This is a genomic window from Pseudomonas sp. D8002 (assembly GCF_013385695.1).
Taxonomy (GTDB): Bacteria; Pseudomonadota; Gammaproteobacteria; order Pseudomonadales; family Pseudomonadaceae; genus Aquipseudomonas.
Window position 1 is genome coordinate 1 of record NZ_JACAPM010000013.1, and the last position, 14459, is coordinate 14459.

Here is a 14459-nt window from a genome sequence, read left to right on the forward strand (position 1 = left end):
ATCCAAGCTCAACACGTTTCGCGATGAACACATTTAATCTTCCGCCTGCATCAGGAGGGTCAATTGTCACCATCGGCAGTGCAACAAAGTGTTCATTGCTCGGCAACATTTCTACGGTGGGTTTTAAAGTGGCGGCTCCCGATGCCACAACCACAGCCCAAACGTTGAATAACATCACGGATGCAAGCTACATCGCCTGACACTCGTACACCATCGAGGAGTGGCATCCCGACATTCAAAAGCACTGAGAAGGCCCATGCCACTACCTCAATATGGTCGATACGGTAACTGGCTGCAATCGCTCATAGCGGTAACCGTTCCTCATATCCGAGCACCGAAAAGACTGGATCCGAGTCAACCCGGATCCAAGTCAATGGCACTACGTAGCCACATAGAAAAATTCATACCTGTTGCCCACGTGAACCGCATCAACAACCAGGTGCGACGCCGGCGGCAGGCATGGCTTGATTTGCCAGCACATGAAATCGAAGAGGTAGGCCATGGCCAAGGACAACGCGCAGATCCAGCGAGACAAGCGCGCGAAAGAGAAGGCGCTGCTCGAGCGGATCGGCGCCGAGAAGCGAACGCTGATTGTCTCGAAAGCGCTCGATGATGCGCTTCAAGTGCTGGGCCAGCGGCATGACTTTGAGGAATGGCAGGAAACGGTATCAACCCTCCTGATCAATCTGGCAGCAGCGACCGCCGATGAGTCGGCCAGATTCGCCACTATGTCGCGACCTGGTTTCGAGATAACAGAAAAGCAGTCGCGACAGCTTGAAGAGTTCAGTAAGACCGGCTTCGAACCAGCATAACCCACCCTACTCGCTGCATCCGGTAACGGAAGATGGACAGCTATTCCCCGTGAATTTCTTCTGATGTAGGTCTGGGTGCCCCCGTCGCGGCAGCCAAATCGCAGACTTTTACCGCGACAATCAGGTGATCTTGAATCTCAGAGAGCATCACAATCCATCTCTTGCGATGAATCTCACGCCCCTCGACAATGCTCCAAGAGTGATGCGAAAGCATCGCGTTAGCGTCACTAGTAAATGTCTGAATCAGACCTAACGCCCTTGCTGCTCGTTTTGCTGCGTGATTGTCCAAATGAAGTAGAGGATACAAGTCCTCTATGGTAATCGCCTTGGCCATCACGTCGAGTTCCTGAATACCAAACAAAACGCTTAGGTACTGATCAGGAGGGTCTTCATTATTGACGGCAAAACAAAGAAAAAGATAAGACACCTTTCGCTCAAGAGCTGATATTGGACTGAGCATCTTGGCGGCCACCAACTGAGCTCGATCGGTTTCAATCCGGCTACTTGCCCTCATTGATTGAACGGAAAACCACAAGGCAACACCTACCGCTGCCAACGTGCCAATAGCCGAGAGCGCCTCCCACACTGATCCAGCCATATCCTTACTCCTTTTCGAGTGGGGCGCACGTGACGCACTCCTTCGCCGAAGACACATACCCCAACCCCAACCAAATTGCCACCACCGGTCACGGAGGGCGGCGCCTGACTGGAGACTAACCATGGGCAAGGACACCAAGATTCTGATCCCGGAAATTCCCGGCGAGTGGACCGAGCGCACGCGCAGCGGTTCGAAGTGCATCTGGAATGACGGCTGGCACGGAAAGCCCCACCGCAATGGCCTGCCTTATGTAGAACTCACCGCCCCCGAGAAAGGGCTGTACGCAGAGCGCATCGATGGTGCTTGGTATTGGGTGTCTGGCTGTGCCAAATGCACCGGCAGCGGCGAGCGTTACAGCTACAGCGTCTGCGACATGCACGACGTTTGCCGCCTGTGCAGCACTCACCGCTCGAAGCTCACGGAAACACCGTGGGGCCATCCTGACGGCTTCACCTGCAAACCTTGCCAGGACGCAGAAGACGCCGTTGCGAAAGCCGCCGCGCTGGCCAAGGTCGCCGAGACCGACTATGACGAGTGGGATTATCGCAGCCAGGACGAATGCAAATGCCCGCATTGCGCCACGGTCATCCACATCGAGTCTGAAGATTACGGCGACAAGAACATGACCTGCGACACCTGCGGCGGCGAGTTCGAACTTGTCACCGAGTACACAATTCAGTTCACCACCAAGGTTATTGGCGAACGTCTCACCGCTTGATCCGGCTCCATGCCGGTCACCCGTAATACCCCATATCAACTAATCACGCCAGTCAGCAACAGTGGAATGCAGGTCACGAAGAACACTTAACTTTAATTAGTTTCGATTGATCTTATCTGCGGATTCAATACTTTTCCTAATGCTTTCAGCAGTCACTACGGAGGCCATGGACATGGACAGACACGCTATCGCTACCAACCCAATTCCTACAAAAAGCTCTTTAGCGAGCATTTTTTCTGCAGATACGGCCATATAAATTCCAATGAGAGCCAATACCTGAAAGCTGACACCTCGAATGAGGACATAAGTCGCGGTCCCCATAGCCTTCATTCGTAAGTACTCACTGTGCGCCAACTCTTCAATCTTGCCCTGCTGTGCTTGTTTTCTCCTATCGGAGGAACTCCTCCATTTCTCAGATATCTTGCCCAGGCCGGTATCGATCCACCCCTTGGCGTAAGAGGAAAAAAAGTTAATTGCTATCCCAACGACCACCACTGAGACCCACCACGACGGATCCGCGAAAAAAGTCATTACACCCACGTCTGAAATCCAGTTCGATAAAAGACAAAAGATACCAATTCGCCATCACAAAGGAAAATAACATGCTCACAGCTATCGATTTATTTGCCGGTTTCGGCGGATGGACTGCTGGCGGAAAGGCAGCAGGCCTCAATGTTCTATGGGCTGCAAACCACTGGCCCGCGGCCGTGGAGTGGCACACCAGGAACAACCCGGAAACGCAGCATGTGTGCCAGGACCTACACCAGGCTGATTGGTCTCAGGTGCCAAAGCATGACGTGATGCTGGCCTCTCCGTGCTGCCAGGGCCACACCAAGGCGCGCGGCAAGGCGTCAGGCAACCCGCAGCACGACAACTCGCGCTCAACGGCCTGGGCACCGGTGGCAAATGCAGAAGTCAACAGACCCGACTTCGCCATCATCGAAAACGTGCCGGAGTTCATGGACTGGATTCTCTACCCGGCCTGGGCCGACGCGATGCAGCACCTGGGTTACTCGCTGGCTCCGCACATCGTGGACTGCGCCGACCTCGGCGTTCCTCAACACCGGGTCCGCCTCTTCATGGTCTGCTCCCGTAGCAAGGCTCCGCTCCACCTGCAGCTCCAGCAGCATCAGCATGTGGCAGCCAGCGAGATCATCGACTTCGACGCCGGCAAGTGGTCGCCGATCATCAAGCCAGGTCGTGCCGAATCGACGCTGACCCGCGTGAAGAATGGCCGGGAACGGTTCGGCGAGCGATTCGTGATGCCCTATTACGGCTCAGGGTCGGGCCTCACCGGCCGGAGCCTGGACCGCCCGATCGGCACCATCACCACTCTGGACCGATGGGCCGTGGTCGACGGTGACCGGATGCGCATGATCACTGCCGATGAGGCCATGGCCGCGCAATCCTTCCCGAAAGACACGCAGCGCCCGGACAACCACCGGCTAACCATGCACATGACTGGCAACGCGGTACCGCCGTTGGCCGGACAGCGAATCCTCGAAGCTCTGAAGGTCGCAGCTTAATTGGCCGTCTTTATCACATCGCTGGTCTAGCAGCGTCCATCAGACTTTGCCGATTTTCAACGTAGCCAGTCAAAAACTCAGAGCGCTTTGCCTTCATGGTCGCGGTAGCAGCCCTTACAGCCTCAGCGCTTTCTGCAGATGCTAGCTGGTCATATGAGCGGGCCAAACACATGACCGTATATGCAAGCTCCCGATTCAAAAACGGCTGCAGCACCGCGGACTCTATATTCACCTTCTCAGCGATAACCCGAATCTTTTCCATTTCAAATTGCGGGTCTTGAGTAAGCCTATCCAACTGCTCAATCGCTGAGAAAAAAGCAGCTGACCTTTCTGCTTGCTGTGTCATTAGGGCAAGCGAACTTGAGGCATTCACGCTGAGCCTCGCCTGTTGCATTTGTAGCTGAGACGTATGAATCAAAGTCCGTCGATTCACAACAGAAACAGCGATCGTGCCTAGCAAAGCAAGTACCGAACCAACAAAAGCAATCCAAGAGCCATCCATTCCTTTATCGCCTCGCGCAGTGATTTAGCTTCCATCGAGAGATATTTGCATGCCTAACGAGAAACGCCAAACGATCTACTTCAGCGGCCCCATTACCGGCCTACCCGGCCTCAACTTCGCCGCCTTCCACGCCATGACCACCAACCTGCGCGCCGGCGGCCACACCGTCACCAACCCCGCCGAACTCAACCCTGACGGCGGCACTTGGAACGACTGCATGCGCCGAGACATTGCCGCCCTTATGGACTGCGACACCGTGACCACCCTGCCCGGCTGGGAGCATTCAAAGGGTGCCCGCCTGGAAGTCCTGATCGCCGAACGCCTCGGCATGACGGTTGTGAATGCCCATGATCTAGTAACGAGGGAAGCTGTATGAGCGGAGTAGATCGATTCACGCGACAGGGTGTTGGTGCGTCTGACCGAGCGGGATTTTGGGTCCACGCCAGCGACTTCAATCAGAAGATGACGCAGGCGCAGGATCGGGAAGCCTATCTACAGGATCAGATCGAGAAGTGGACGGCGCTCCACGGCGAGCATTTCAAGCGCGCGGAGATCCTGAAGCTGGAGCGTGACGCCCTGCAACAGCGCCTGACCGCAGCGGATGAGCGGATCGATGAATTGACTCAGGAGCGCGATAGGCTGCACTCGTATGAGCGCGATATCAGGGAAGATCGCCTGGCTGTGCAGCAAGGAAAAACCAAAGCCAAGCGACGAATTGAGATCGTTGGGGAGTTGAAGGTTGTGATCGACCGAATACTGGCCAGGAAAAACAGCCATAAAATCCGTTCCAGCAAGCTCATCGTAATGGACAACGGGCAGCCCATGACCAGCAGTATGTTACGGGGGAGATTTGATGCTGCGAGAGAAGCTGCCGGCGTAAAAAAGGCAGACTTTCAGATGCGGGACCTGCGCGCAAAGGCTGGTACCGATAAGGCGGAATCAAGCGGAGATATTCTGCAAGCCAGAGATCAGCTTGGGCACACAACCGTGGTGATGACAGAGAACTACATCCGCAAACGCATCGGCAAAAAAGTTACGCCGACGAAGTGAATTGCGGAAAGGAGAAGAATATTGCGGAAAAAAACAAAGAGCCAGCCAAGTCCTAAAACCCCGCAAACCCTTGAATATGATGGTGCCCGAAGCCGGAATCGAACCGGCACGCCCTTACGAGCGGGGGATTTTAAGTCCCATGCGTCTACCAGTTTCGCCATTCGGGCGGTAGCGCTATGCAGCAGGCCAAGCAGCGTTAAAAGCCCTTGAGCGTTGCAGCAGGCTAGGGAATATATAGATCCAGCCCCCTCGATGCAAGGTCGGGTGCGGGCTTTTTCAAACAATCAAGCGGCGCCCTGGCAAACAAAAAAGCTTGCCAGATCAGTCATCTACAGATTTTGCAGGCGGGAGTGGGCAATGGCGATACCGACCGCTTCACCAGGTGCCGCACCCGTGCCCCACGTGCATCAGGAAAAATAAGTCATTACCGCAATAACCACTGAAACCCAAACCAGGGTCATCAAAAACGACAGCGCAGCCAATGTCTTGCCCATTTGCCTACTCGCCCCGATGAAATCACTTCAAGGAACCCTCCCAGCGCCGCTTGAGAATAGCCACGCACGACGCAGTTCGCCTTCAACCTCCCACGAAAATCGTGGATACGATACTCCACGCAAAAGGTTAGTTCCTTCAGCAGTCCCGCCCACAAGTTACTGAGCCGCTGTTTATTCCCTGATACCCCAAAATGATCATCCCCGGCTTTCCTGCTCCTGCGGCGCTCCGGCCCATCTGATACGCTTTTTTCTTCTGCATCTGCCCCTGTATCGAAAACCGCCCTGCCCTGACAATACTCCCACTCCCGACACGCCCGTGGAGCCCGGCAGGAACCGTCCTGCCGGCCCGTTCATTTCGGAGGCCTTATGGCTAAGATGGCATTTTTCCTGTTCGGTTTTCTTGCGCTGACCATCGCAATTGGTCTGCTGGCCACCATCTCACCGGTCTAGGATCCATGGCCTGCTGACGCAACCCGCTGGAGGTCAGAGGGCGTGTCAGCCGGCAAAAAACATCGGATACAACGACAGCACCAACAGCCCCGCCATCGACCAGTTGAACACCCGCAACCAGCGTGGCTCGCGCAGTACATTGCGCAAGCCGCTGCCACAGCCGGCCCATACGCAAACGCTGGGCAGGTTTACCAAGGCAAACACGGCGGCAATCAACAGCACGTTGGTGACATAACCCTCGGCAGGCGTGTAGGTGGTGATCGCGCCCAATGCCATGACCCAGGCCTTGGGGTTGACCCACTGGAAGGCCGCCGCGCCAAGAAACGTCATGGGTTTGCGCTTGTCATCGGTGTCATCGGACATCGCACTGGAGGTTGCAATCTTCCAGGCGAGGTACAGCAAATACGCCGCCCCCACATAACGCAATACGGTGTAGGCCCACGGCAACGCCTTGAACACTTCTCCCAGGCCCAGGCCCACGGCGATCACCAACAACATGAAGCCAATGCTGATGCCCAGTGCATGGGGGATCGAGCGAATAAAACCGAAGTTCACCCCGGACGCCAGCAACATGGTGTTATTGGGACCTGGGGTGATTGAGGACACAAAGGCGAACAGCGCGAAGGCTGAAAGCAGGCTTGAAGACATGAGCATGGCGCGACATCCGAACGAGTACTGTGGCCGTGACAGTAGAACGTTGCGCCAGCCTGCGCCCCGTACAGCTACGGGTAGATACGGTCATACACTTCGCCAGGCTCGCCAATAAGCGCCCTCCAACCAAACTGCCATTGGTTTGCCTTCATTGATCGGTATACTTGCGCCCTTCTCTGCACACTGTGCTGAACACATCCTGAAAGGACACTCGATGAGCAACTACCTCGACCGCGCGCTGACGGGCCTGCGGACCCTGGGCATCAATCTTCTGCAGCCGGTTCCAGATGCACCGGTACTGGTATTGCTGGACCGCGTGGCCCAGTACGACACCGCCAAAGTCACCGCTATCGCTGCCGTGCTGCAACAGTCGACCACCTTCAACAGCGTGGTTCGCGAGCAGATTGCCGGCATGGATATCTCCACACGCTTCATGGACATCACCCAGAGCTTCACCTCAATCCGCGAAGACGCGGCCGCCATGGCCGGCTGGATGGATGACGGGCGCCTGGATACGCTGGAGAAGCTCAAGCTGAGCTGGATGAACCTGCGTCGTGGCTCGATCCCCAGCCGCTTCAGCGAGATCCGTGAAAACTACCTGCAGGTGTGCAAGTCGGCCAATGACCAGATCTCCCGGGAAACGGTGATTCTGGAAGCCTACCTGGACTTCCGCATGGCCATGAAAGCGGCCGAGGTCGATGCCCAACAAGTGCTCGCCCTGGCCGGCCAGGTCCTGGAGCAGCGTACCCAGGCGTTAAACGAGGCCAACGCCCAAGTCACGGCTGCCGAAACCCTGGCGCCGGCCGAACGCGCGGCCTTGGAATTGCGCCGTGACGAAGCCGTACGCGCGCTGCAGGACGAAGACAAGCGCTACCAGATCGTCAAGGACATCGCCGATGACCTGAAGGTCGGCTACAACACGGCCGAAATGGTCTTCGCCCGGATCAACCAGGTGCATGTGATCAAGGAGCGCCAGTACCAGCGCATGGTCTCGTTCTTCTCTACCAACGAAGTGGTGTTGACCGGCCTCGCGGTGTCGTTCACCAGCAACAGTGGACTGGCCGAAGCCACCAACACGCTGAACGCCACCACCGACGGCATCAGCAAGGGCCTTGAAGCCCTGGGCAGCACCGGCAACACCCAATTGGAAGCAGCGGTCAAGGCCAGCTATGGCTCCACCATCAAGGTCGACTCGGTGCGCGCCCTGGCCGACGCCACCCTGAGTTTCCAGACGGACATGCACGGCCTGACGGAAACCTACCGCGCTGAATCCAGCAACGCATCCCGTGACATCGCCGAAGCCGTCGAAGAGGCCAAACGCAAGTTCGCCGCATTGCTGACCAAGGCCGCTTGATGAGCGACATTCTTCTCTCCGAGCAACTCGGCGCGATGGCGCTGGTGGATCAACTGCGCCACCAGCAGATGGCGGTGGAAAAGGACTTGAGCCTGCCCCAACGCCGCGCAGAAGTGGCGGCGCGCATCCGCGAGTATTACCAGAACAACGGCATTCAATTTACCGAAGCGCAGATCGATCAGGGCGTGCGCGAATTCTTTTCCAAACGCCTGGTGTTCGAGGCCCCGGAACTGAGTGCGCTTGACCGCTTCTGGAGCAAAGTATTGCTCAGGCGGCATCGCGGCATACTCGTCATCCAGCTCATTGCGGTCACCTTGCTGGTGGTGCAATGCAGCCGGGTGATGGTCGCCAGACATGAGATCCAAGAGGCTCAAAGAGCGGCCATCGCCGTCGAGACGAACGCGGCACAAAAACAATCAGACATCGCCCACCTGAAGGCTCGGCTGAGCGCCGTGCAGCAGGACCCGGCCTATATTGAGGGCGGCGACCTGTTCAGTGCCCTGCCCCGCCTGAATACCAAGGCCGAACATGCCCTGGCCATGGTCGATACCTCCGGGGTCGATTACGCCAGTGAGCAGATCGGCGTGCTGGAGGCGTTTTTAGCCAAGGTCAAGGCAGTCCAGCCGATGACCGACCAGCTCAACGAGTTGACCCGCAAAGTCGCCGACATTCACCTGCCCGCCGCCGACAGTAAAGCGACGCGGGGCATGCAGGCCGAACTGGTCATGATCAAAGACCTCATCGGGAAATTCGAGATCGAAAAAGCCGGCGGCCAACTCAGGGCCCTGCGTGCCAACACCGAACTGATCCCCAAGGAGGTGACCATTCGGGTTGTCGACCGGCCCGGCACGCCGTCCGGTGTCGAGCGCTGCTACGACAAGGCGCTGTGTAATTCCAATCCTGGTTCGACCCAGGGCAAGAGCTGGTATTTGGTTGTCGAAGCCGTCGACCTGTCGGACAGACCGGTTCTACTGCCCACCGTCAGCAGTGAGACCGGCACCGGCGCGTGGGCCAGCCAGTTCGCTGTGCGGGTACCGCAGGCCGAATACCTGAAGGTCAAGGCCGACAAACTCGACGACGGCCACCTGACCAACCGTGTAGTCGGCCGCAAGCCAGCCGGCAGGATGGAAGTCACCTACTTGAGCCAACGGACCACCGACCCGCTCGAAACGATATTGGAGTGGTGAAGACATGACGCCTGACACCCTGATCGGCATCACCGAACGTAACTCCCGCAACGCCGAGCTGAGGATTCGCACTGCCGAGCAGCACCTGTCTGAACTGCTCGGCGAGCAACTGGCGCTGGAGCAGGACATTACCCAGCGCCTGGGTAAAATCGCGGCCCTGCACCTGGACCAGGGCAACACGCAGAACGAGCAAGTCGTCGCCGCCCTGAACCTGCGCCAACAGTCCCAGGACCTGCTCCACCAGCAACTGCGCGACGCTGAGCAGACCGTGGCCCAGGCGCTGGCGGGCAAGGAAAAACTGCAAGCGCGAGCCGACACCCTCGACCAGCAAGCCCGGCAATCCCTGGAACAAAACCCCGACTACGCCCGCCAGGTCGAGCAACTGGACCTGGCCCAGGCCGCCCACCGAGAACACGTCAGCGGTTATGAAGACTTGCGCCAGGAGTGCGCACTGAAGCGTCCGACCTTTGATACCAACCTGGTCTACGTCTACCTGCGCGGACACGCCTTCGGCACCGACCAATACCGGCGCAACCGCCTGAACCGCTGGATGGACAACTGGCTGGCGACCAAGGTGAACTACCTCGCCAACCGCAAGAACGAGCTGAGCCTGATCGCCCTTGGTGAGCGAAACGAGGCCTTGCAGGCCGAGCGCATCGCCCTGATCAGCACCTTGAGTGCCAGCGTCGATGCGCAACTGGCTCAGGCACGTGACCAGTTGGGACAGGCCGCAATTCAACCCGAGCTCGACACCCTGCAACGCGTAGTCGACAACGCCAAGCGCCAGGCCAATGCCATCCAGGAAAAACTCGGCAGCTACTCACGCAACGAAGACCCGCAGTACCAGCGCGCACGCCAGTTGCTCACTGACCAGTTGAAAACCCGCAGCATCGGCGAATTGATCGACCTGGCCAGCCACACCCCGGACGACGCCGACGACCTGATCGTCGAGCAACTGCAAACCCTGAACCTGCGCTTGAAAGCGGTGGTACAGCAACTGGCGGATACCCAGGAAGAGGCCGTGGTACACCAGAACAGCTACCAGCGTGCCAAAGACCTGGAGCGCAAAGTTCGCAACGATGCGTTTACCGGCCGCGATGTTTATTTTGACCTGTCGACTGACTTCGAGCGTCTGGTAGAGAGCTACATGACTCAGGGTGCAACCCTTGGCCAGGTTGTGGATGTGCTTGGCCGGGGCCTTAAAATCGTGCGCCGTAGTCAGGTAGCGGCAGGGGCGACGCGAGGCTATGTCAGCGCATCGATCAGCCCTGTCGTCCTTGGCGTCGCCACCGTCGAAAGCAGCAATAACAACACGGCCAGCTTTTCGACGTCAGGCAGTACAGGCGGCGGCAGCTTCAGGACGACCGACAGCTTCTAGCCTGGCGCGAAGCAAATCCGGGACTTCCTCGTTGCTAGCTGTCAGACAACGAGGAAGTGATCTGCGCAATCGCATCCTGATCCAGCCCGTCCAGCGTGCGGTAGTGGTTGATGATCAATGTCTCCTTGTCACTCAGGGTGGCCTGGTTGATAACCGCCCTTTCCCCCGTCAACACGTAAAGCACGTCCACGCCTTTATGCCGGATGGCAATCAGGTAGTCGGACTTGGGCGCCCGCGCGCCACTTTCGTAGTGCACCTGAGCATTCGCACCCACACCGCCAATCGCACCAAACTCCTGTTGGGAGAGCCCCAGGATCTTGCGTTCCTCTTTCAGGCGGATGCCGAGTTTATCGTCCATGGCGGGTACCTCAATAAACGTGTTTAACACCCACCATACGCTTATGCGCAGGAGCGGGGTCTATTCATTCGGGTGGCTACCTATTGCGTGCGCACGAAGGCGAACATATGCGGCACGTAATCGGCCTTGCCGAGCGGCACACCGTTATGGCGAAGGATGTTATAGACGGTCATCAGGTGAAAATAGAACTGTGGAATGGCCCAATTGACCGCGTATTCGTAGGCAGTCATGTCGAAAATAGTACCGTCGGGAAGTTCTATCGAGATAGCGCGCTCGCTGCTGTCGATGAGTTCGCGATCTGCCGAGGCAAGGGCTTGCAGGGTTTGCTCGATCAACCCACGCGCCTCGCTCAGGGTTGCGGGTGTGCTCAGAACCGGCAGCGGTTGATGGGTGAGACGCTGGACCGATTCCTGGGCCTGGGTGCACACAAACCGGATTTGCGTTGCGAGGGTGTGCATGTCGGGCGCCAGCCGCGCGCTCAGCAGGTTTCGCGGGTCATAGCCCAACTCGCCGGCATGCGCCTCGCCTTTGGACAAAAGCCCCTTGAGCGAGCGCAACATCTGCGCAAAGCAAGGGACGGTGATTACATAGGTCGACATCGTTCTTCCTTGACTGGATGCTGAGCGTGGGAGCATGCCATGGGCACTGTCTGCGCGGCTAGCCGGCAAGCTTCATGCAGCTTCACGTGACGTCAGCGGCGAGCCGACTTACCTTGGCCACCCGCCCCTCTTACTGGTGTAGAGCGTGCTAAAGATCGCCACCCTTGCCGCCGGCTTTATCTGCTTGTCGATGCTGCCTGCTGCCCAGGCGAGTGATGGGTTCTACGTCAACCCGCAGTCCACCGCCGCACAGTGGGTCCAGCAGCACCCCGATACGCCTGCCACTGCAAGCATCCGCTCAACCATTGCCGAGGTGCCCAGTGCCCTGTGGCTGACCGGCACCAGCCAGGCCATAGGAACGCTGGCCGAGCGCGTCAATCGCTATGTAACCGCTGCCGCCAGTGCTGATAAAACACCGATTTTGGTGGCCTATAACCTGCCCCACCGCGACTGCAGCGGTGGCGCCTCGAAGGGTGGCGCACCGGCAGCGGCGGAGTACCGGGGCTGGATAGACCAACTGATCAAAGGCATTGGAGACCAGCCGGCGCTGGTTATCTTGGAGCCGGACGCACTGGCAGACCTGCAGTGCCTGGACAAGGACAAGCGCGCCGAGCGGCTGGGGCTAATCAATTACGCCGTATCGGGGTTCAACCAGCGCGCACGCCATGTCGATGTTTATCTGGACGCTGGCAATCCAGGCTGGAAATCCCCAGGCGCCATGGCCGATGCGTTGAATGCAGCCGGGGTGAAACAGATTCGGGGGTTTGCCCTGAATATCGCCAACTTCTACACCCTCGCCCAGGTGCGCAGTTATGGTGATGCCATCAATGCCAGGTTGTTAAGCGAATACGCCTATACAAAAGCCGTGGCGGTGGATACCAGCCGCAACGGCAATGGTGCGAATCCTGGAGACTGGTGCAACCCGGTGGGGCGCAGACTGGGCATGCCACCGCAAGTGCTTTCGCCACGGTTGGTTGCCCTATGGATCAAACTCCCGGGCAATTCAGACGGTGCGTCTTCGACGAAAACCGATTGTCATGAAGGCCCGGCGGCAGGCACCTTCAGTGCCGAACTGGCACTTCGCCTGATTGATGGACACTAACGGCGAATGAGCCTTGCATCACCCGGACTCATTGCTCAGGATAGCGCTCTTGAGCTGAACATCGGCAGGGAAGCAGCAGGTTACCGAGGCCGAAAACACATGACGCTCCATGAAGATAGCCCGCTGCACATAGAGGTGTGCCAGCGCCAGAAACACCTCTGGTTCTGGCTCCCAATTGGTCTTTTGATGGTTTTCTTGACGGTTACCTCGACGATTTTCCTGGGTACAAATCCGCCGGAATGGATGTTTGTCGCACTCAACTCTGGCTGGGCAATCGTCGCGCTGACACTGCTTGTGAAGCTATCGGGTGTTTGTTGCGCCAAGTGAAGCACCCAGGCGTTTCAGCTTGCATCGCGCATCACTCGGGCTCGTGCCCTCACCTTGATACGTCGTCAATGCCAGACAAACAACGTGAAACAACTCACATTTATGGAGTTTCACGGTTGAAGGTCAAAATTTGACCAAATATATTTCGCCCCACCCGAGCGCTCACCTCTATACGGATATTGTTCTGCGCCTGCTCGGGCCCCCGGAGATGCGCAGGCAATAAAACATTGAGGTTTGCCATGCGTCTTTCCAAACTCGCCCCAGCCGCCGCCCTGTTCAGCCTGTTCACTTTGCCCGCCCACGCCGCCGACCTGTCTGCCCTCACCGGTGCCCTGTCATCTGCCTTGGGGGGTGCCGGCAACAGCAACAACACCGTCAACGCCAACAGTGCCTCCTGCCAGCAACAGATCCGCGACCTGCAGACCAATATCAATGCGGCCAATGCCAAGGGCGATACGTTGCGCGCGACCGCGTTCCAGGCAGCACTGACACAAACCAACAAGAGCTGCAGCAACAGCACCTACAACACCCAGGCACAAGTGGACACTAACCCTCAGCGCCAGCAAAACGTGAACAAGGCTGCGGATGCGATCAACGCAATTGGCGGCTTGTTCAAGTAAGTCGGGCTGCCCGGCAGAAAGCCCGCGCTTGCGGGCTTTTTTCTGCATCGCACTGTCCAGGTAAATCAGTCCCCTTTACCCCAGGCGACACGCCTCATAATCAAAACGTCAGCGTGACGGCAATTGTGTCGGTGTAAGTACCGGCAGGCAAACCCACCTTGCCCGGTGATTTACCGTAAATGCTCACCGTTTGCGCAACCCCGGTGCTGGCCGCGAGATTGATAGTGCCGTTGTTGGCAAGAATTTGCGTGTGGGCGGCGTCGGTGTAGATGTCATAGGGCGCAAAGTGGCCGGCACCGTCTGCCAGGGCACGCGTTCCACCGGTGGATTTGCCATCATTGGCGCCGGACGTGATGGTCAATACCGGCGAAGTACCCGCCGAGCATTGAATAGACAAAGGCGCCCCGCCGCCGCCCAGCACTTGCCCATCAGCCTCGGTATACAGGGTGTTGGCGGTACCAAAGTTCAACGCACCGAAATTCAAGCCTGTAGTGCCTCCCACGCCGTTGACCAGGCAACTGTTGATCAATATCAGCGACGCACTGATTTGCCCGGTGACGGTGGTCGCGGCCTGGGAGCCGGACACCCAGGCCAGTGTCGTCAACGCCAGTAAGACTCTTGAGATAAGTCCATTCATGAAGCTCTCCTTATGACTTGCCAACCCAGCGCGCCGGTTCAGGTCCCTGAGGTGAACCCTTGACACTTGTACAAGGATGGCCGCTGCGTAGAAGGT

At 57.8% G+C, this 14459-nt stretch carries 18 protein-coding genes, 1 tRNA gene and 1 pseudogene; 12 read left to right on the top strand and 8 right to left on the bottom strand.

Annotation, left to right across the window (positions count from 1 at the left end; translation table 11 throughout):
* Positions 1 to 200: hypothetical protein (locus tag HX807_RS31505; protein WP_218174049.1), on the top strand; the 200-nt coding region annotated here is incomplete at its 5' end.
* A gap of 300 nt (positions 201 to 500) precedes the next feature.
* On the top strand, positions 501 to 812 hold the full coding sequence (locus HX807_RS07250; protein ID WP_102606127.1) for a hypothetical protein: 312 nt from the start codon (positions 501 to 503) through the stop codon (positions 810 to 812).
* A gap of 40 nt (positions 813 to 852) precedes the next feature.
* Here HX807_RS07250 and HX807_RS07255 read toward each other — a convergent pair whose 3' ends face one another.
* A complete protein-coding gene (locus HX807_RS07255) occupies positions 853 to 1410 on the bottom strand; it encodes a hypothetical protein (RefSeq protein ID WP_102606126.1) in 558 nt (185 codons plus the stop codon).
* 121 nt (positions 1411 to 1531) lie between these two features.
* Between HX807_RS07255 and HX807_RS07260 the strand changes: the two genes are divergently transcribed.
* Entirely contained in the window at positions 1532 to 2128 is a 597-nt protein-coding gene (locus HX807_RS07260) for a hypothetical protein (protein WP_102606125.1), read from the top strand.
* Between the two features lie 96 nt (positions 2129 to 2224).
* Here the strand turns inward: HX807_RS07260 and HX807_RS07265 are convergent, their stop codons facing one another.
* Positions 2225 to 2668: a hypothetical protein gene (locus tag HX807_RS07265; protein ID WP_146013737.1), complete on the bottom strand. Its 444-nt coding sequence runs from the start codon at positions 2666 to 2668 to the stop codon at positions 2225 to 2227.
* A gap of 62 nt (positions 2669 to 2730) precedes the next feature.
* On the opposite strand from HX807_RS07265, the gene HX807_RS07270 reads away from it, so the two are divergent.
* Complete coding sequence (locus tag HX807_RS07270; protein ID WP_102606123.1) at positions 2731 to 3654, top strand: DNA cytosine methyltransferase; 924 nt, start codon at positions 2731 to 2733, stop codon at positions 3652 to 3654.
* Between the two features lie 13 nt (positions 3655 to 3667).
* Here HX807_RS07270 and HX807_RS07275 read toward each other — a convergent pair whose 3' ends face one another.
* Positions 3668 to 4156: a hypothetical protein gene (locus tag HX807_RS07275; RefSeq protein WP_102606122.1), complete on the bottom strand. Its 489-nt coding sequence runs from the start codon at positions 4154 to 4156 to the stop codon at positions 3668 to 3670.
* A 49-nt stretch (positions 4157 to 4205) separates the two neighbouring features.
* On the opposite strand from HX807_RS07275, the gene HX807_RS07280 reads away from it, so the two are divergent.
* Positions 4206 to 4532 carry a DUF4406 domain-containing protein gene (locus HX807_RS07280; RefSeq protein WP_102606121.1) on the top strand — a complete coding sequence of 109 codons (327 nt, stop codon included), beginning with the start codon at positions 4206 to 4208 and terminating at the stop codon, positions 4530 to 4532.
* 263 nt (positions 4533 to 4795) lie between these two features.
* A pseudogene (locus HX807_RS07285) lies at positions 4796 to 5206 on the top strand (tyrosine-type recombinase/integrase); the annotation flags it as partial.
* Between the two features lie 80 nt (positions 5207 to 5286).
* On the opposite strand, the gene HX807_RS07290 reads toward HX807_RS07285, so the two are convergent.
* Positions 5287 to 5373 (bottom strand) — tRNA-Leu (locus HX807_RS07290).
* A gap of 822 nt (positions 5374 to 6195) precedes the next feature.
* A complete protein-coding gene (locus HX807_RS07295; protein ID WP_032899362.1) occupies positions 6196 to 6804 on the bottom strand; it encodes a LysE family translocator in 609 nt (202 codons plus the stop codon).
* Between the two features lie 211 nt (positions 6805 to 7015).
* Here HX807_RS07295 and HX807_RS07300 point away from each other — a divergent pair, with 211 nt between their 5' ends.
* Genes HX807_RS07300 through HX807_RS07310 form a run of 3 tightly spaced genes read left to right on the top strand, consistent with a single transcriptional unit; the run spans position 7016 to position 10720 of the window.
* On the top strand, positions 7016 to 8155 hold the full coding sequence (locus tag HX807_RS07300; RefSeq protein WP_102368910.1) for a merozoite surface protein 3b: 1140 nt from the start codon (positions 7016 to 7018) through the stop codon (positions 8153 to 8155).
* Positions 8155 to 9342 (top strand): DUF6384 family protein, encoded by a 1188-nt coding sequence (locus HX807_RS07305; RefSeq protein ID WP_008435073.1) that lies wholly within the window; start codon positions 8155 to 8157, stop codon positions 9340 to 9342. The genes HX807_RS07300 and HX807_RS07305 overlap by 1 nt, the downstream gene beginning before the upstream one ends.
* Before the next feature lie 4 nt (positions 9343 to 9346).
* The gene (locus HX807_RS07310; protein ID WP_102606119.1) at positions 9347 to 10720 is read left to right on the top strand and encodes a hypothetical protein; all 1374 of its coding nucleotides are present in this window, start codon (positions 9347 to 9349) and stop codon (positions 10718 to 10720) included.
* Between the two features lie 34 nt (positions 10721 to 10754).
* Here HX807_RS07310 and HX807_RS07315 read toward each other — a convergent pair whose 3' ends face one another.
* Complete coding sequence (locus HX807_RS07315) at positions 10755 to 11078, bottom strand: helix-turn-helix domain-containing protein (protein WP_003207700.1); 324 nt, start codon at positions 11076 to 11078, stop codon at positions 10755 to 10757.
* 80 nt (positions 11079 to 11158) lie between these two features.
* A complete protein-coding gene (locus HX807_RS07320; protein ID WP_177049629.1) occupies positions 11159 to 11677 on the bottom strand; it encodes a DUF1993 family protein in 519 nt (172 codons plus the stop codon).
* A 145-nt stretch (positions 11678 to 11822) separates the two neighbouring features.
* Here HX807_RS07320 and HX807_RS07325 point away from each other — a divergent pair, with 145 nt between their 5' ends.
* The 3 genes from HX807_RS07325 (at position 11823) to HX807_RS07335 (ending at position 13726) form a co-directional block, all read left to right on the top strand.
* Positions 11823 to 12779 carry a glycoside hydrolase family 6 protein gene (locus tag HX807_RS07325; protein WP_177021942.1) on the top strand — a complete coding sequence of 319 codons (957 nt, stop codon included), beginning with the start codon at positions 11823 to 11825 and terminating at the stop codon, positions 12777 to 12779.
* 6 nt (positions 12780 to 12785) lie between these two features.
* Positions 12786 to 13106, top strand: coding sequence for a hypothetical protein (locus HX807_RS07330; RefSeq protein WP_177049631.1), 321 nt, complete (start codon positions 12786 to 12788; stop codon positions 13104 to 13106).
* Positions 13107 to 13345: 239 nt separating this feature from the next.
* Positions 13346 to 13726, top strand: a complete 381-nt coding sequence (locus tag HX807_RS07335; RefSeq protein ID WP_003207691.1) for a DUF1090 family protein — start codon at positions 13346 to 13348, stop codon at positions 13724 to 13726.
* A gap of 100 nt (positions 13727 to 13826) precedes the next feature.
* Here the strand turns inward: HX807_RS07335 and HX807_RS07340 are convergent, their stop codons facing one another.
* Positions 13827 to 14363: a spore coat protein U domain-containing protein gene (locus HX807_RS07340; RefSeq protein WP_102606117.1), complete on the bottom strand. Its 537-nt coding sequence runs from the start codon at positions 14361 to 14363 to the stop codon at positions 13827 to 13829.
* Positions 14364 to 14459: the final 96 nt, after the last annotated feature.